The sequence below is a fragment of the Saccharothrix luteola genome (assembly GCF_020859565.1).
GTDB classification, from domain to species: domain Bacteria; phylum Actinomycetota; class Actinomycetes; order Mycobacteriales; family Pseudonocardiaceae; genus Actinosynnema; species Actinosynnema luteola.
Window position 1 is genome coordinate 97,054 of record NZ_JAJHUO010000006.1, and the last position, 16,712, is coordinate 113,765.

Annotated in this window: 14 protein-coding genes and 1 pseudogene; 7 read left to right on the forward strand and 8 right to left on the reverse strand. The window is 72.4% G+C overall.

Annotation, left to right across the window (positions count from 1 at the left end):
* Nucleotides 1–28 precede the first annotated feature (28 nt).
* The 4 genes from LNK82_RS09885 to LNK82_RS09900 all read right to left on the reverse strand — a co-directional run bounded on the left by LNK82_RS09885 (nt 29) and on the right by LNK82_RS09900 (nt 5,675).
* Entirely contained in the window at nt 29–802 is a 774-nt protein-coding gene (locus tag LNK82_RS09885; protein ID WP_230566631.1) for a GntR family transcriptional regulator, read from the reverse strand.
* Between the two features lie 59 nt (nt 803–861).
* Nucleotides 862–1,695: a glutamate ABC transporter substrate-binding protein gene (locus LNK82_RS09890; RefSeq protein WP_230566632.1), complete on the reverse strand. Its 834-nt coding sequence runs from the start codon at nt 1,693–1,695 to the stop codon at nt 862–864.
* Nucleotides 1,696–1,830: 135 nt separating this feature from the next.
* Entirely contained in the window at nt 1,831–4,494 is a 2,664-nt protein-coding gene (locus LNK82_RS09895) for a bifunctional acetate--CoA ligase family protein/GNAT family N-acetyltransferase (protein ID WP_230566633.1), read from the reverse strand.
* Between the two features lie 5 nt (nt 4,495–4,499).
* Nucleotides 4,500–5,675, reverse strand: coding sequence for an acetoin utilization protein AcuC (locus LNK82_RS09900; RefSeq protein ID WP_230566634.1), 1,176 nt, complete (start codon nt 5,673–5,675; stop codon nt 4,500–4,502).
* A 163-nt stretch (nt 5,676–5,838) separates the two neighbouring features.
* On the opposite strand from LNK82_RS09900, the gene LNK82_RS09905 reads away from it, so the two are divergent.
* Nucleotides 5,839–6,459 (forward strand): DUF3558 family protein, encoded by a 621-nt coding sequence (locus tag LNK82_RS09905; RefSeq protein WP_230566635.1) that lies wholly within the window; start codon nt 5,839–5,841, stop codon nt 6,457–6,459.
* 125 nt (nt 6,460–6,584) lie between these two features.
* Here the strand turns inward: LNK82_RS09905 and LNK82_RS09910 are convergent, their stop codons facing one another.
* Nucleotides 6,585–7,433 carry a sulfurtransferase gene (locus LNK82_RS09910; RefSeq protein WP_230566636.1) on the reverse strand — a complete coding sequence of 283 codons (849 nt, stop codon included), beginning with the start codon at nt 7,431–7,433 and terminating at the stop codon, nt 6,585–6,587.
* 61 nt (nt 7,434–7,494) lie between these two features.
* Here LNK82_RS09910 and LNK82_RS09915 point away from each other — a divergent pair, with 61 nt between their 5' ends.
* From LNK82_RS09915 to LNK82_RS09935, 5 genes are all read left to right on the forward strand, one after another.
* Nucleotides 7,495–8,187: an iron-dependent transcriptional repressor DtxR gene (locus LNK82_RS09915; RefSeq protein ID WP_230566637.1), complete on the forward strand. Its 693-nt coding sequence runs from the start codon at nt 7,495–7,497 to the stop codon at nt 8,185–8,187.
* A complete protein-coding gene (galK, locus tag LNK82_RS09920; protein ID WP_230566638.1) occupies nt 8,184–9,344 on the forward strand; it encodes a galactokinase in 1,161 nt (386 codons plus the stop codon). The genes LNK82_RS09915 and galK overlap by 4 nt, the downstream gene beginning before the upstream one ends.
* Before the next feature lie 27 nt (nt 9,345–9,371).
* Nucleotides 9,372–10,334 (forward strand): UDP-glucose 4-epimerase GalE, encoded by a 963-nt coding sequence (gene galE / locus LNK82_RS09925; RefSeq protein WP_230566639.1) that lies wholly within the window; start codon nt 9,372–9,374, stop codon nt 10,332–10,334.
* A complete protein-coding gene (locus tag LNK82_RS09930; protein ID WP_230566640.1) occupies nt 10,334–12,385 on the forward strand; it encodes an alpha/beta hydrolase family protein in 2,052 nt (683 codons plus the stop codon). Before galE ends, LNK82_RS09930 begins: the two co-directional genes overlap by 1 nt.
* Before the next feature lie 299 nt (nt 12,386–12,684).
* Nucleotides 12,685–13,152 carry an SAM-dependent methyltransferase gene (locus tag LNK82_RS09935; protein WP_230566641.1) on the forward strand — a complete coding sequence of 156 codons (468 nt, stop codon included), beginning with the start codon at nt 12,685–12,687 and terminating at the stop codon, nt 13,150–13,152.
* Nucleotides 13,153–14,051: 899 nt separating this feature from the next.
* Here the strand turns inward: LNK82_RS09935 and LNK82_RS09945 are convergent.
* Nucleotides 14,052–15,101, reverse strand: coding sequence for a DUF4192 domain-containing protein (locus LNK82_RS09945; RefSeq protein ID WP_230566642.1), 1,050 nt, complete (start codon nt 15,099–15,101; stop codon nt 14,052–14,054).
* Nucleotides 15,102–15,289: 188 nt separating this feature from the next.
* Between LNK82_RS09945 and LNK82_RS09950 the strand changes: the two genes are divergently transcribed.
* Nucleotides 15,290–15,496: a hypothetical protein gene (locus LNK82_RS09950; RefSeq protein WP_230566643.1), complete on the forward strand. Its 207-nt coding sequence runs from the start codon at nt 15,290–15,292 to the stop codon at nt 15,494–15,496.
* Nucleotides 15,497–15,609: 113 nt separating this feature from the next.
* On the opposite strand, the pseudogene LNK82_RS09955 reads toward LNK82_RS09950, so the two are convergent.
* Nucleotides 15,610–15,981: pseudogene (locus LNK82_RS09955) on the reverse strand (M23 family metallopeptidase); the annotation flags it as partial.
* A 129-nt stretch (nt 15,982–16,110) separates the two neighbouring features.
* Complete coding sequence (locus tag LNK82_RS09960) at nt 16,111–16,623, reverse strand: M23 family metallopeptidase (RefSeq protein WP_230566644.1); 513 nt, start codon at nt 16,621–16,623, stop codon at nt 16,111–16,113.
* Nucleotides 16,624–16,712 lie beyond the last annotated feature (89 nt).

The window sequence follows — 16,712 nt, forward strand, 5'->3', positions numbered from 1 at the left end:
CGGCGCCACGGTTACCGTCACGTGACCTTCACTCCGCGCGCAAACGCGCCACGAAGCTGAACCGGTCGCCCCGGAAGAGCGACCGGACCCGCTCGATCGGCCCGCCGCCGTCGTCGTGGGACACGCGGTGCAGCAGCAGCATCGGCAGCGCCGGGTTCGTGCCGATGAGCAACGCCTCGCGCGGCGTCGCCAGGACCGTCTCCACCCGTTCCTCGGCCTCGGCGAACACCACGCCCAGCCGGTCACTGAGGCACGCGTACAGCGACGTGGTCGGGTCCAGCACCTCCAGCAGCGTCGGGAACCGCGCCGCGGACAGGTAGGTCGACTCCAGGCCGACCCGCTCGCCGTCGGCCAGCAGCACGCGCTCCAGGTGGATCACCTCGTCGCCACGCCCGATCCGCAGGTCCCGCGCCAGCACCTCGTCCGCGGGCAGGTGCTCGACGGTGATCACGCTGCGCGTCGCGTCGACGCCCTGCCGCCGCATGCCCTCGGTGTAGCTGAGCAGCGACAGCGGCTGCACCAGCTTGGGCGGCGCGACGTACGTGCCGCTGCCCTGCCGTCGTTGCAGCTTGCCCTCCAGCACCAGTTCCCCGACGGCTTGGCGCAGCGTCACCCGCGACACCGAGAACCGCTCGGCCAGCTCCCGCTCCGACGGCAGCGCGGTGCCCTCGCCGAGGGCGTCGACGAGCCACAGCAGTTCGGTCTTCACCGCGTAGTAGCGGGGGATGCGGCCGTGTTCGGGGATACCGGCCCGGACCGGCCCGTCCGCGCGGTACTGGGGCACGTAATGCGAGGCATGCACACAGCCGAGCCTACGGTGCGATCCGGGCCGGTCAGACCGCTGACGGGGTGGGTCGCAGATCACGGGACGAGCGTCGGCGGATCCGGGATGGCGTAACCGGAAGCACCCACGTTGGCCTCCAACGACTTGCGCCACTCGCCGGAGTCGATCATCTTCCGAACGGCCGCGGTCACCTTCGCCTTGCTGGTCGGGTCGCCTCGGCGCAGGCCGATGCCGTACTCCTCCTTGCTGAACGGCTGGTTGACCACGCGCAGCAGCTCGGGGTTCTGCGCGGCGTACCCGGCGAGGATCACGTCATCGGTCGTCATGGCGTCCACCTGCTCGGCCAGCAGCGCCGTGACGCAGTCGCTGAAATTGGGATATTCCTCGAGTTGCACGGACTGCGCGAACCGGTCTTTCACGTACTGCGCCGACGTGGTGTTGGCCACCGAGCACAGCTTCAGGTTGCCGGAGTTGAGCGATTCCGGTCCGGTGATCCGATCATCGGTCAACCGGACCAGCAGGTCCTGCCCGGCCACGAAGTACGGTCCGACGAAGTCGATGACCTCCTTGCGCTTGTCGGTGATCGAGTAGCTGGACACGACGAGGTCCGCGGCGCCCTCGGTGAGCAGCTTCTCCCGTTCCGAGGGAGTCGCCTCGGTGAACGTGATGCCGGATTCCTCGACCCCCAACTCCTTCGCCACGTAACGGGCCACGTCGATGTCGAAGCCGCGGTAGGTGCCGTCCAAACGGCGCACACCGAGCCCCGGTTGGTCGTACGCCACGGCGATGGTCAGCTTGTCGGAGCTGTCCGCCTTGCCGGCGACGGTCGTGTCGTCACCGGTGGAGCACGACGCGAGGACAAGCGCGGCGGAACACGCCACCAGCAGGGCGCGCAACGGTGCCAGAGCCATTCTTCCCCTTTTCGGGAGGTTCCTCGGGTTGCCGGAAACCTAAGCGCCCCAAGGGACTTGGTCCATAGCCAAGGAGAAGATAGGGGACACCTGATCGGTCAAGGGTGACGGTTGGGTATCGAGACCGTGACCGTGCTAACGCGCGCCGCCGGGTGAGCGCAGCCGCCTGGGACCGGTGTCGTGCCGCGACGGCGGCGGGCCCAGCGTCACCCGGGCGCTGCTCACGTAGGCGCCCGCCGAACTGGCCAGCACGGGCTCCAACGACAGCTCCCGCACCTCGGGCAGGTCCTCGGCGAGCGCGGCGAGCCGCAGCACCAGGTCCTGCAACGCGGCCAGGTCCGCCGGCTCGTCGCCCCGGTAGCCCGCCAGCAGCGGCGCGGCCTTGGGTGCGCGCACCAGCGCCGCCGCGTCCGCGTCGGTCAGCGGCACCGCGCGGTAGGCCCGGTCCCCCAGCAGGTCGCTGACCAGTCCCGACAGCCCGAACGACACCAGCGTGCCGAACGACGGGTCGTCCTGGAGGCCCAGCACGCACGAGATCCCCTTGGGCGCCATGCGCTGCACGTACACGTCCGGCCGCTCGGACATCCCGGCCAGCATCCCGTACGCCGTGCGCACGGCCTCCTCGCCGGACAGGTCGAGCCGCACGCCCACCAGGTCGGTGCGGTGCCGCAGCCGGTCGTCGGTGGACTTCATCGCCACCGGGTAGCCCAACTCCCCCGCCGCCCGCACCGCCTCGTCGGCCGAGGTCACCACTCGGAACGGCACGACCCGCACCCCGTAGCACGCGAGCAGCCGCACGGTCGTGTCGTCGTCGAGCGGCAGTTCACCGTGGACGGCCTGCGCCGCCACGATGGCCTGCGCCGCGACGGGGTCGATGCCCTCGGGCCGGACGAACGTGCCCTGCGGCGCGGCCCGCCACCGCGCGTACCGTGTCACACGCGCCAACGCGAGCACAGCGCGCTCCGGACTGGGGTATGACGGCACGGAACCCCGTCCGGGCGCGCCACCGGGACCGGGTACCGCCAACTCGGCCGGCACGCCCTCCACGGCCAGGAACGTCGACGCGATCGGCTTGGCGTGCCCGCCCTGCTCCACGACCTCGCGCAACGCGCGGGCGAACGTCGTGCCGGGCACCGCCAGCGGCGGCACGAACACGACCACCAGCGCGTCCGCGTCCGGGTTCTCCAACGCCGACCGCACCGCCGCGGCGAACGCCTCCGGCCCGGCCTGCGCACCGACGTCCACCGGCTCGCCGGCCAGCTCCAGGCCCTGTGCCAGCGCCGTGTCCGCGGCCAGCAGGCCGATCGCGGTCGAGTTGCCGACCACGGCGACGCGCGGCCCGGCGGGCAGTGGCTGGTGCGCGAGCAGCAACGCGGTGTCGAACAGCTGCGCCAGCGACTCCACCCGGATCACGCCGGCCTGCTCGAACAGCGCCTGCACGCTCGACTCGTCCACCGGCACCGAGGTCGCCGCCAACGCGGGCGTCACCGCGTGTCGGCCCGACTTCACCGCGACGATCGGCTTGGTGCGGCCGAGCCTGCGGGCCAGCCGGGCGAACTTGCGGGGGTTGCCGAACGACTCCAGGTACAGCAGCACCACGTCGGTGGCCGGGTCGGTCTCCCAGTACTGGAGCAGGTCGTTGCCGGAGACGTCCGAGCGGTTGCCCGCGGAGACGAACGTGGACAGGCCCAGGCCCCGATCGGCGGCGGTGGCCAGGATCGCGGTGCCCAGCGCGCCGGACTGGCAGAAGAAGCCCGTGCGACCGCGGGCCGGCAGCGCCGGCGCCAGGGTCGCGTTGAGGCGCACGCCCGCGTCGGTGTTCAGCACGCCCAGCGCGTTCGGACCGACCACCCGCATGCCGTGCGCGCGGGCCTCGGCGGCGAGCCTGCGCTCGGCGCTCAACCCGCCCGGCCCCGTCTCGCCGAACCCGGACGTGACCACGACCAGCGCTTTCACGCCCTTGGCCAGGCAAGCGTCCATCACCTCGTCCACGCCTGCGGCCGGCACCGCGACGACGGCGAGGTCCACGTCGTCGGGGATCTCCAGCACCGAGGGGTAGGCGCGCACCCCGCGCACCGACCGATGCTCGGCGTTCACCGGGTAGACCGGTCCGGCGAAATCGGCGGTGAGCAGGTGGGTCAGCACCGCGTGACCGATCTTGGTCCGGTCGGTGGACGCGCCGATCACCGCGATCGACTTCGGGTGCAGCAGGTTGTGCACGCTGCGCGCCTCGGCGGCCTGCTCGCGGGCGCGGGCCACCTCCACCGACTCCTCGGTCGGGTCGATGTCGAACTCCAGGTGCACCACGCCCTCCTCGAACGCGCGGCTCACGCCGTAGCCCGCGTCCCGGAAGATCCGCACCATCTGGCCGTTCTCCGCCAGCACCTCGGCGGTGAACCGGCTCAGCCCGCGTTCCCGCGCGGCGGCGGCGAGGTGTTCGAGCAGGATCGAGCCGAGGCCGCGGCCCTGGTGGGCGTCCTCGACCACGAACGCGACCTCGGCGCTGCCGGTGCCGCCGAGCCGGTCGTAGCGGCCGACGGCCACGATGTCGTCGCCGAGCAGCGCGGTGAACGCGACCCGGTCGGCGTGGTCGACCGTGCTGAAGCGTTCGAGGTCGCGCTTGGGCATGCGCGGGTAGGGGCCGAAGTAGCGGTAGTAGCGGGTCCGCTCGGACAGCCTGCCGTGGAACGCGAGCAGCTTCTCGGCGTCGTCGGGCGTGATCGGGCGCAGGTGGACCGTGCCGCCGTCGCTGAGCACGACGTCGGCCTCCCAGTGCCTCGGGTAGTCGAACGGGTCCACGGCGGTCAGTCCCTCGGGTCGTCGGGGTCCAGGCCGTGCAGCGGGAACACCGCGCGCCGCGTCTCCATGACCGCCAGGTCGACCGGGGAGTCGAGCTCACCGCCCCACCGCTCGAACGCGGTGTCGGAGCCGTCGGTCATGGAGGACGGCAGCGGCCAGTTCGGCGCCAGGGTCGAGGCGTGGGCGACCCAGTCGGCGGGCAGCGGGGTGTCCGGGTCGACGTCCCGGTCCAGCACGGTGGCCAGCAGGTGCGTCCAGCTGCGCGGCACGACGCGCAGCAGCTCGTACCCGCCGCCGCCCAGCGCGAGCCAGCGGCCGTTCGCGGTCTGCTCGGCCAGCTCGCGCAGGCGGCGGTAGACGGCTCGGTGACCGTCGACGGTGAGCGCGAGGTCGGCCAGCGGGTCCTCGCGGTGCGTGTCCACGCCGCACTGCGTGACCAGCAGCTGCGGCCTGAACGCCGCGAGCAGCGACGGGACGGTGGCCTCGAACGCGCGCAGCCAGCCCTGGTCGCCGGTGCCGGGCGGCAGGGCCAGGTTCACGCTGGCACCCTCCGCACCCACGCCGCCCACCTCCGCCGGCCGTCCCGTGCCTGGCCAGAGGCTCATGGGGTGCTGGTGGATCGAGACGGTGAGCACGCGCGGGTCGTCGTAGAAGGCGGCCTGCACGCCGTCGCCGTGGTGCACGTCGGTGTCGATGTAGGCGATCCGGTCGAAGCCGTTGTCCAGCAGCCACGAGATGGCCACGGCGCAGTCGTTGTAGACGCAGAACCCGGCCGCGTGGTCGCGCATGGCGTGGTGCAGCCCGCCCGCGATGTTCACCGCCCGGTCCGCCTCGCCCGAGGCGATCCTCCGCGCGGCGGCCAGCGAACCGCCCACGACCAGCGCGGACGCCTCGTGCATGCGGGCGAACACCGGGTTGTCCGCGGTGCCGAGGCCGTGGCCGACGTCCCAGCCGGCCATCGGCGCGGCCTGCACGGCGTTGAGGTAGGACGGCTCGTGCACGCGTTCGATCTCGTCGTCGGTGGCCGGGTCGGGCTTGACGAGCCCCACGCCGTCCAGCACGCCGAGCGCGGTCGCCAGCCGGACGGTCAGGTCGAGCCGGACGGGGTTGAGCGGGTGGTCCCCGCCCAGGTCGTAGCCGAGGAAGGACTCGTCCCAGACAACGGCGGCTCCCTTACCCATGTCGGCAACCTAACCCACCGGGCGCGCGATGGTGTGATCACAGGTTGGTCGCCCCGGGCGTGCGGACCACCGGGGTGGACTTAGAGTCTGCCGAGACGACGCGGGCCAGGATTGCGGCCATCGAGGATGGAACCCCGCACGTCGGAACGGGGTCAGAGAAGACATGCACCTGCGACGAGTCCCTGCCGCCCTGACCGCCGTGCTGGCCTTGACGCTCACGCTCGGGCTGTCGGCCTGCGCCACCACGGTCGCGGGCAGCCCGGTCGCCGCCGCGGGCGGGTCGACCGGCGAGAAGAGCGCGTCCGGCAAGCCGTCGTCGACCAAGGAGTCCTCGCCCAAGACGTCCAGCAAGGCGGGCTCGCCGAAGACCACCGAGGCCGACAAGCCGTCCGGCGACGTGAAGATCACGACGAAGAAGAAGACCGAGGGCTACGAGGACTGCGACATCCTCACGCCCGAGGACGTGGCCGCCGCCGTCGGCGCGTCGAAGGGCGGCGAGAAGGGCTGCGTGCAGAGCACGGAGGACCCGTTCTCCGTCGTGCTGTTCATGGTCACGTTCGCCGAGTACGAGGGTGAGGCGCGGACCATCGAGGTCGGCGGCAACACCGCGTACGAGGTGAAGGAGAAGGGCGGCGACTGCACGGTGCTGGTCATGCTGACCGACGACCCGGAGGAGATCACCCCGGCGTTCCAGGCGACCGTGACGCCGATCGACGAGATCGACCCGTGCGAGATCGCGCTGAAGCTCGCCACCAAGGCCTTCGAGAAGATCCCCAACGCTTGATTGCCGCTGCTCCGCAGACGGCGGCTCGGTCGCCTGGAAGTCGGTCGTTCGCGCCCTGATTCCCGACGATCGAAAAGCGTGATCGCCGGGAATGAGGACGCGAACGACCGACGCGACCTCGCGGTTCAGCCCGCTTCCGGGCCCGTCGCAGCCGGTCGGGATGGGTCCGACGACCACTGTGACCAGGAGCCCGCGTAGAGCGGGGCGGGCGCGTCCGGCTTCGTGATGCCGGCCACCTCCAGGGCCAGGACCACGGAGGACGCCGTGACGCCGGACCCGCAGTAGGCCGCGACCGGGCGGTCGGGTGCGACGCCGATGGCCTCGAAGCGCTCGGCCAGCGCCGCGGCGGGCAACCAGCGGCCGGCGGAGGTGTGGCCCGAGGTCGGCGCGTTCAGCGCGCCCGGGATGTGCCCGGCGCGGGGGTCGACCGGCTCGGTCTCGCCCCGGTAGCGCTCGGGGGCGCGGGCGTCGAGCAGCACGCCCGCCCCGGTGAACGCGGCGGCCCCGTCGGCGTCCAGCACGGGCATGCCGCCGGGCCGCACCTCGATGTCGCCGGGAACGGGCGTCGGCGTGTTCGCGTCGACGGGACGGCCCTCGGCGGTCCACGCCGCGAAGCCGCCGTCCAGGACCGCCACCTCCTGGTGACCGGCCCACCGCAGCAGCCACCAGGCGCGCGCGGCGACGGACCCGTCACCACCGTCGTACGCCACGACCGGGTGATGTCGGCGCACGCCGGCCGCGCGCAGCACGGCTCGCAGCGCCGCCGGGTCCGGCAGGGGGTGGCGGCCACCGACGCCGGGCGGCGAGGACAGCTCGGTGTCGAGGTCGACGTAGACGGCGCCGGGAACGTGCCCGACCTCGTAGTCTTGACGTCCCGGCGGTCCGCCCAGTCGCCAGCGGACGTCGAGCACGACCGGTGGTTCGGCCCCGTCCAGCGCGGCGGCCAGGGCTTCGGTGCTGATCAGTGGATGCACGGCACCATCCTGCACCCGTGACCGGCCGACTAGCATTGACGCCATACGAAGGGGAGCGGGTGTGAACGAGCTCATCGACACTACCGAGATGTACCTCCGCACGATCTACGAGCTCGAAGAAGAGGGCGTAGTGCCTCTGCGCGCGCGGATCGCCGAGCGGCTGGCGCAGAGCGGTCCGACGGTCAGCCAGACGGTCGGGCGGATGGAGCGCGACGGTCTCGTCATCGTGGCGGACGACCGCCACCTCGAGCTGACCGAGCAGGGTCGCAACCTGGCCATCGCGGTCATGCGCAAGCACCGGCTCGCCGAGCGCCTCCTGGTCGACATCATCGGCCTGGAGTGGGAGCACGTGCACAGCGAGGCGTGCCGCTGGGAGCACGTCATGAGCGAGGCCGTCGAGCGCAAGCTGGTCAAGCTCCTCGGCAACCCCACCACCTCGCCCTACGGCAACCCCATCCCCGGGCTGGACAAGCTGGGCGACGGCGAGCCGGCCCCGCCCGCCGAGGCGGACCTGGTGCGGGTGGACGAGGTGGCCCGGCGCGGCGGCGGTCGCGTCGAGGTGCGCCGGATCGCCGAGCACGTGCAGCTCGACGAGGACCTGATGGCCGAGCTGAAGGCCGCCGGCGTGGTGCCGGGCGGCACGGTCGAGGTCGACTCCCTCGGCGGCGCGAAGGTCATCCAGGTCCGCGGCAACGGCACGGTCGCCGAGTTGGACCCCGCGGTGGCGCACGCGGTCCTGGTGCAGGCCCGGTGAGCCCGGCGCGGCGCGCGATCGCCGCGTTCACCCGGCTGCACGGCGACGCGCCGAGCGGTGTCTGGTCGGCGCCCGGCCGGGTGAACCTGATCGGGGAGCACACCGACTACAACGACGGCTTCGTGCTGCCGTTCGCGTTGCCCCACCGGACCGCGGTGGCCGCGTCGACGCGGGACGACGGGCAGTTGCACGTGGCCACGGTGGGTGACGACGGCGTGGTGCAGCAGGCCGCGCCGGTGCGGGTCGCCGACCTGGAGCCCGGCGCGGTCGGCGGCTGGGCGGCGTACCCGGCGGGGGTGGCGTGGGTGCTGCGCGAGCAGGGCCTGACCGGCGGGGCGAACCTGGTGATCGCGGGTGACGTGCCGGCGGGCGCGGGCCTGTCGTCGTCGCACGCGCTGGAGTGCGCGGTGGCGTTGGCGCTGCTCGGGCTGGCCGAGCGCCCCGCCGACGACCTGCCGCGGATCGCACGCTGGGTGCAGCGCGCGGAGAACGACTTCGTCGGCGCGCCCACCGGTCTGCTCGACCAGACCGCGTCGCTGTGCTGCGCCGAGGCGCACGTGCTGTTCCTGGACGTGCGGTCGTTCAAGGCCGAGCAGGTGCCGTTCGACGCCGCCGAGCACGGCCTGGAAGTGCTGGTCATCGACACTCGGGCCAGCCATTCCCACACCGACGGCGGCTACGGCGCGCGGCGCGCGGGCTGCGAGAAGGCCGCGTCGATCCTGGGGGTCCCCGCACTGCGGGACGTGGACGTGAGCGAGCTGGACGACGCGCTGGCCCGGTTGCCCGAGGAGCTGCGCCCGCTGGCGCGCCACGTGGTGACCGAGAACGAGCGGGTGCTCGCGGCGGTGGAACTGCTGCGCGCCGGCCGGTTGGCGGAGCTGGGTCCGCTGCTGGACGGCTCCCACGCGTCGTTGCGGGACGACTACAAGGTGTCCGCGCCCGAGCTGGACGTCGCGGTCGACGCGGCGAAGGCGGCGGGCGCGTTGGGCGCGCGGATGACCGGCGGCGGGTTCGGCGGGTCGGCGATCGCGCTGGTGCCCGTCGAGCGGCACGACGAGGTGGTGCGGCGGGTGCTGGCCGCGTTCGCCGGACGTGGTTGGACGACACCGAGGACTTTCACGGCCGTGCCCTCGGCGGGCGCCGGCCGGGATCACTGACGGACTGGTCGAAAGCGGGGATGCAGGGTGAAGTTGCTCGTCACGGGCGGTGCCGGGTACGTGGGCAGCGTCTGCGCGGCCAGGTTGGTGGAGTCCGGGCACGAGGTGGTCGTGCTGGACGACCTGTCCACCGGGCACGCGGACGCGGCGCCGGACGGCGTGCGGCTGGTCGAGGCGGGCATCGACGACGCGATCGGTGACCTGCTCGCCGAGGGTTTCGACGGTGTGCTGCACTTCGCCGCCAAGTCGCTGGTCGGCGAGTCCATGCTGGACCCGGCGAAGTACTGGCAGGGCAACGTGGTGACGTCGCTGCGGCTGCTGGACGCGATGCGCGAGCACGGCACGCCCCGGCTGGTGTTCTCCTCCACGGCCGCGACCTACGGCGAGCCGGAGCAGGTGCCGATCGCGGAGACCGCGCCGACGCGTCCCACCAACACCTACGGCGCGACGAAGCTCGCGATCGACCACGCGATCACCTCCTACGCCGCCGCGCACGGCCTGGCCGCCGTGTCGCTGCGCTACTTCAACGTCGCGGGCGCGTACGGGCGGTTCGGCGAGCGGCACGGCGTGGAGACGCACCTGATCCCGATCGTGCTCCAGGTCGCGTCCGGCCGCCGTGAGCGGGTGCAGGTCTACGGCGACGACTGGCCCACCGACGACGGCACGTGCGTGCGCGACTACATCCACGTCGTGGACCTGGCCGACGCGCACCTGCGGGCGTTGGAGCACGCGGCGGCGGGCGAGCACCGCATCTACAACCTGGGCAACGGGTTGGGCTTCTCGGTCAAGCAGGTCATCGACGCCTGCCGCGAGGTGACGGGCCACCCGATCCCCGCCGACGTGGCGCCGCGCCGGGCGGGTGACCCGGCGGTGCTCGTGGCCTCCAGCGAGAAGGCCCGCACCGAGCTGGGCTGGAAGCCCGAACGGGTGGACCTGGCCGGCATCGTGCGCGACGCGTGGGACTTCACCCGGTCACAACAGGGGGCGTGATGGCAGGCAAGATCACCGAGGCCGGGTTCGGAGACCTGACCTCGTTCACGGAGATGCCGCGGCTCTCCTCGCTCGCGCTGTCACCGGACGGCACGCGGCTGGTCACCGTGGTGGCGACGCTCTCGGCGGACGGCAAGGCGTGGCAGGGCTCGCTGTGGGAGGTCGATCCGGCCGGTGAGCGTCCCGCGCGGCGGTTGACCCGCGGCGCGAAGGGCGAGTCGGCGCCTGCGTTCACGCCGGACGGCACGCTGCTGTTCCTCTCGGCGCGGCCCGACCAGGAGGCCAAGCCGGCCGACCGCGACAAGAAGGACAAGGCGGCGCTGTGGCTGCTGCCGCCCGTCGGCGAGGCGCGCGAGCTGTACCGCCCGGCCGGCGGGGTGTCGGAGTTCGCGGTGGCGCGGGAGGCGGGCACCGTGCTGCTCACGGCCGGCGCGCACCCGACCGTGGACTTCGGCGAGCAGGACGAGCAGCACCGCAAGGCCCGCGAGGACGCCGGGGTGACCGCGATCCTGCACGAGTCGTACCCGGTGCGGTACTGGGACTCCGACCTCGGGCCGAGCTTCCCCCGGCTGCTGGCGACCACGTCGCCGGTCGAGGTGGACCGCGAGCGGATCGACCAGTCGTCGGACCTGGTGGACCTGACGCCCAACGCCGCGGCGCGGCTGGACGACTCGCCCGCGATCAGCCCGGACGGCCGGTGGGTCGTGCGCACCGAGGGCGTCGCGGTGAGCGCGTCGTACGGCAAGCGGGTGCGGCTGCGGCTGACGTCGACCGACGGTGCGGTCGACCGGGTGCTGGCCGACGTCGACGGGCACTCGTTCCTGCAGCCGGTGTTCCTGCCGGACTCGTCGGGCGTGATCGCGGTGCGCGCGCTCGACTCCACGGCGGACCGCCCGTGGACGAACACGCTGGTGCGCATCGACCTGGAGTCGGGGTCGGTCGAGGAATTGGCGGCGGACTTCGCCGAGGAGCCCGACCACCCGGTCGTGAGCCCGACCGGTGACGCGGTGTACTTCATCAGCAGCCACCGGGGTCACCAGCCGATCTGGAAGCTGGACCTGGCGTCCGGCTCGGTGGTGAAGCTGACCGCGTCCGGTGCTTACACCGATGTGCGGGTCAGTCCCGACGGTGCGTCGGTGTACGCGTTGCGCAGCGCGTGGGACCACCCGCCGCAGCCCGTGCGGCTGTCCGCGTCCGGTGTGGACCAGGTGGCCGTGCCGCTGCCCGCGCCCGGTGCGGTGGAGTCGGTGCCGGGGACGTTGACCGAGGTCGAGACGGTGGTCGAGGACGGCCGGACCGTGCGGGCTTGGCTGGTGCTGCCTCGTGGCGCGTCGGCGTCGCAGCCGGCGCCGTTGCTGCTGTGGGTGCACGGCGGTCCGGTGATGAGCTGGAGCGGGTGGAGCTGGCGCTGGAACCCGTGGTTGATGGCGGCGCGGGGCTACGCGGTGCTGCTGCCGGACCCGGCGCTGTCGACCGGGTACGGGCACGACTTCGTGCGCGCCGGGTGGGCTTCGTGGGGCGACAAGCCGTACACGGACTTGATGGCGATCACCGACGTGGCGGTGCGGCGGGACGACGTCGACGACTCGCGGACGGCCGCCATGGGTGGGTCCTTCGGCGGCTACATGGCGAACTGGATCGCCACGCAGACCGACCGGTTCAAGGCGATCGTGACGCACGCGTCGTTGTGGCACTTGGACGCGTTCACCGGGACCACCGACGACTCGTACTACTGGATCCGCGAGATGGGCGACCCGCTGCGGCAGCAGGACACCGTGCGGGCGAACTCGCCGCACCTGCGGGTGGCGGACGTCAAGACACCGGTGCTGGTGATCCACGGCGACAAGGACTACCGGGTGCCGATCGGCGAGGGGCAACGGCTGTACTTCGACCTCGTGCGGCACGGTGTGCCGGCGAAGTTCCTGTACTTCCCGAGCGAGAACCACTGGATCCTGACGCCCGGCAACGCCAAGGTCTGGTACGAGACGGTCTTCGCGTTCTTGGCGGAGCACGTGCTCGGCGAGCCTTGGGAACGGCCGGAACTCGTCTAGGCGGTCAGCGGGCAGGTCCCCGGTGCGCGCGGGCACCGGCCGGGGTCCGCGGACGGCTCCGGTGCCTGTGGTTTCGCGGCTGGCTCCGGTGCGGGTGGTCCTCCGCAGCCGGGTTCCGCGGACGGCTGCAGTGCGCGCAGGTCCGCGGCCGGCCCGAGGTGGGTCCGTGGAGGCACGGGAGCGGTGGCGCGGCTTGGCCGCGTGGTGCGCCGAACCCGCCGGCACCCACCCGGCCGCGCGTCACAGCTCGCAGTCACGTTTATCCAGGCACAACGCCGGCGAAGAGAGCACCTCCTCCCATGCAGAGCTTCGAAATCACCCCGATCGGCACGGTCCGCAACGACCGGACGGACGTTCAGCACACGGACAACTGGGGCGCCGTCCGCAGCACGATCACCGTCGACGAGCGCTTCGGCGAGGCGTGCCTCCAAGGGTTGGAGGGCTTCTCCCACGTGGAGGTGCTCTTCGTCTTCGACCAGTTCCCGGAGAGCGACGACTTCCGCGAACCCCGCCCCTACCGCGGGCGCCCGGACCTCCCGCCCGTCGGTGTCTTCGCGGGCCGCGGGCCGCGCAGGCCGAACCGCATCGGGGTGACGTGCTGCGCCATCGAGTCCGTGCGCGGCCGTGAGCTGACGGTGGTCGGGCTCGACGCGGTCTCCGGCACCCCGGTCATCGACCTGAAGCCGACGATGGTGGAGTTCCTCCCGGCGGACGTCGAGCAGCCGGACTGGGTCAGCCACCTGATGGCGGAGTACTTCCAGCCGTGAATGGCCCGCGGCTCTCCTGTGTCGTGGTTGCGGTTCGTCTCCTTGATCCTCCTTTTCCTCCGAGTCTGCGGGCTTTGCAGGCGGGCTGACCGGGGATTCGGTCAGCAGTTCGGTGCGTTCGACGCCAGCGGCGGTGCGGGCGCGGCGCGCGGGGCCGGCCGGCCAGTCCGGACCCGGCTCCACAACGACCCGCCACCAGGGCCGAACCGCGCAAGACCAACGCGTGCGTGGCCGACCAGCCGGCACCAGCGGCGATGCGGGCGCGCCGCGTCCGGCACGCGGACCGGACCCGGTTCCGCAACGACCCACCACCAAAGCCGAGGTGTGCGAGACCAACACGTAGCCGAACAAGCAGCCAGTGTGCCGGTGCGGCGCGCCGGGCACGCCGACCGGACCCGGCTCCACAACGACCCACCACCAGGCCCGAACCACGCAAGACCAACACGCGCCCAGCCGATCAGCCGGCACCAGCGGTTGTGCGCACGCGCCGCGCCGGGCAGGCCGACCAGGCCCCGTTCTGGATCCGCGACGACCCGCCACCAAGGCAGAGGCGCACGAGACCAACACGTAGCCGAACAAGCAGCCAGTGTGCCGGTGCGGCGCGCCGGGCACGCCGACCGGACCCGGCTCCACAACGACCCACCACCAGGCTCGAACCACGCAAGACCAACGCGTGCGTGGCCGAGCAGCCGGCGCCAGCGGCGATGTGGGCGCGCTGCGTCCGGCACGCGGACCGGACCCGGCTCCACAACGGCCCACGACCAAGGCCGAGGTGTGCAAGACCAGCGCGTGGCTGGCCGAGTTGCCGGTGCCGGTGCGGGTGGTAGCCGAGGCGGTGGTGGCGGTGGCGGGCCCGTGCCGGGCGGCCGGTCGTGAGGGGTTGTCGGTGGCAGGGTTGGTCAGGTGGGGCGGGGCCGGGGCTCGGTCAGGTTGGTGGGTGGGGTGGCCCAGTCGGTGGCGGCCACTCGTTCGGCCAGGTGGCGGATTTGGGTTGGGGGGAGGCCTCCGTTCAGGGCCGCGCGGAGCAGTTCGGTCAGGCGGTGGTCGGGGTTGGCTTCTTCGGCGCGGTCCAGGGCGAGAAGGGCCAGGGTGCCGTTGCCCCTGATGTAGGCCGAGAAGGCCAGGAGGGTGGCCGCTTCCGCCCGTTCCGGGGCGGGGCTCGCCCTGGTCAGCTCGGTCCACAGGGCTTCGGCGCTCCCGGCGTGCTCGCCGACGCAGTAGGCCAGGCTCGCGTCCCTCGTCAGCGGGTTCGACAGGGCGTGGGCGAGGTCGGCCACCTCTTCATCGGTCAACAGGCGTTTGCGGGTGGCCGCGCGCAGCACCTCGGCGTGGATCAGCTCGCGGTCGCGGCGGGGCACCGTCTCGTCGTCCGGTGGCGGGTGGTCGGCGGCCAGGCGGTTGAGGAGGGTGGATCGGCGGGACAGGGCGTCCGGTGGGTCGGGGGTCAGGACGTCGCCCATCGCCTCACGACTGGCGTAGGTGACGTGGCCCTCCGCCGCCGACGCCGCGGCGAACGCCGTGCTCGACGGGTCCGGCACGGTGCCCGAGGTGCCCACGTCGTGGTAGTCGAACCAGCGCTCGCCCTTCGCCGTCGCACGCGTCCACACGGCGAGCAGGAGCGGGACGTCGGCGGCGTGGAGGGCGTCGTCCAGCTCGTCCACCACCGCGTCGTGCGGCAGGTCCTCGGGCGGGTCGCCCGAACCGCCGCCGATCACGACGACCACCGCGTCGTCGCCCCGGCACCCGGCCAGCGGCGCGGTGAGCCGCTCGGCCACGCGGCGCGGCACGCCGGACGACGGCAGGTCGGCGCGCAAGGTCATGGTCACGTCGTGGTCGCGCACCACCAGGACGACGACCGAGTCGGACGGGTGGAAGCCCAGCAGGTGCGGCACGGCGGCGATCAGGTCGCCCGGGTCGCGCAGTCGGGTCGGGGGCAGCGGCTTCGTCATGGGTCCGACCCTGGCCGAGGAGGGCGCGGGTGGCCGGCGGCGATCGTCGAACTGTGGACAACTCGCGGAAGGCCGCTCCCACCCAACAGGGAGCCGCCCCGCCCCCAGAGGGAACAAACCACCACCGTGCTACCAGACCGTCCGAACCTGTGTACACGTAGGCATCGGAGATGTAACCGGACCCGATCTTGTCCCACAGGTTGGTGGTGCCGTACTTGCCGGTGATCGTCTCGCCCTGCGCCTGGCAGCTGATCGTCACCGTCGCGCCGTTCGCGACCGAGCCGACGGCCGCGTACTGGGTGCCGGGACCGGACCTGATGGTCACCGACGCGCCGCTGTCGGTGCCGACCGTGCCGGTCACCCCGCTGGTGCCGCACGAGTTGCGGCTGGTGTAGCTGCGCGTGCCCCAGTAGTAGATCTGCGTCCCGTTGAACTTGATCTTCTGGTCGACGCCGTTGAGCCTCTGCTCGTAGTGCAGGTGCGGCCCGGTCGACCCGCCGGTCGTGCCCACGCTGCCGATCCGCTGGCCGATCCGCACGGACTGCCCGACGGACACGCTCTGCGCGGACAGGTGCGCGTACCGGGTGCGCCAGCCACCGCCGTGGTCGATCTCGACCCACCGCCCGTAGCTCGTGCTGCCCTCGTTCGCGACCCTCGTGACGCTGCCCGCCGCCGACGCGACGACCGGGTCGCCGTCGTCGTTCGCCCGGTTGAAGTCGACCGAGTTCGCGGGGCTGTGGTTGGTGCGGGTCTGGCCCTCCCACACCTGGTTGCACGGGAACGGCATCTGGAAGGTCGGCGCCGCCGCGGCCTCGCCCTGCGTGAGGACGAGGCCGATCAGCGGCGCCACCAAGGCCGTGACGAACACACGTCGGCTCATCTGCCACCTCCTTGACGACTAAGGGTGATCATCCGACCACGCCCGACCGTCTAAGTGGAAGACTTACCATGTGTTGAGTTGGTGAATTAGTTCCTAACCAACCGAACGGAGCAGCAACAAATCGCCCACTCAGCAGTTGCGGCTGGTGTAGTTGCGCGTGCCCCAGTAGAGGATCTGCGAGCCGTTGAACACGATCCTCTGCGCCACGCCGTCGAGCCGCTGCTCGAAGTGCAGGTGCGGCCCGGTCGACCCGCCGGTCGTGCCGACGTCGCCGATGCGCTGCCCCCGCGAGACGGTCTGGCCGACGCTCACCCGCTGCACGGACAGGTGCGCGTACCGGGTGCGCCACCCACCGCCGTGACCGATCTCGATCCACCGGCCGTAGCTGGTGCCGCCCTCGTTCTCCACCCGCGTCACCGTGCCCGCCGCCGACGCCACCACGGGATCGCCGACATCGTCGGTGCGATTGAAGTCCACGGCGTTGGCCGGGCTGTGGCTGGTCCGGGTCTGACCCGACCAGACCTGGTTGCACGGGAACGGCATCTGGAACCCGGGCGCCGCGGCGGCCTCGCCCTGCGTGAGGACGAGGCCGACCAGCGGCGCCACCAGTGCCGTGGCCCAAGCGCGCCGGGTTCGGCTCATCTGCCACCTCCTTGACGACTGTGGCGCCGATCCGACCACAGCCGCACCCGTTAGTGGAAGACTTTCGAGATAGACGCTTCGTGAATTAC

What these genes read in the sequence shown, in the direction of transcription:
- LNK82_RS09935 (WP_230566641.1), top strand. Translation starts at nt 12,685, where the DNA reads ATGCAGAGCTTCGAAATCACCCCGATCGGCACGGTCCGCAACGACCGG.
- LNK82_RS09890 (WP_230566632.1), bottom strand. Translation starts at nt 1,695, where the DNA reads ATGGCTCTGGCACCGTTGCGCGCCCTGCTGGTGGCGTGTTCCGCCGCG.
- LNK82_RS09930 (WP_230566640.1), top strand. Translation starts at nt 10,334, where the DNA reads ATGGCAGGCAAGATCACCGAGGCCGGGTTCGGAGACCTGACCTCGTTC.
- LNK82_RS09945 (WP_230566642.1), bottom strand. Translation starts at nt 15,101, where the DNA reads ATGACGAAGCCGCTGCCCCCGACCCGACTGCGCGACCCGGGCGACCTG.
- LNK82_RS09960 (WP_230566644.1), bottom strand. Translation starts at nt 16,623, where the DNA reads ATGAGCCGAACCCGGCGCGCTTGGGCCACGGCACTGGTGGCGCCGCTG.
- LNK82_RS09900 (WP_230566634.1), bottom strand. Translation starts at nt 5,675, where the DNA reads ATGGGTAAGGGAGCCGCCGTTGTCTGGGACGAGTCCTTCCTCGGCTAC.
- LNK82_RS09905 (WP_230566635.1), top strand. Translation starts at nt 5,839, where the DNA reads ATGCACCTGCGACGAGTCCCTGCCGCCCTGACCGCCGTGCTGGCCTTG.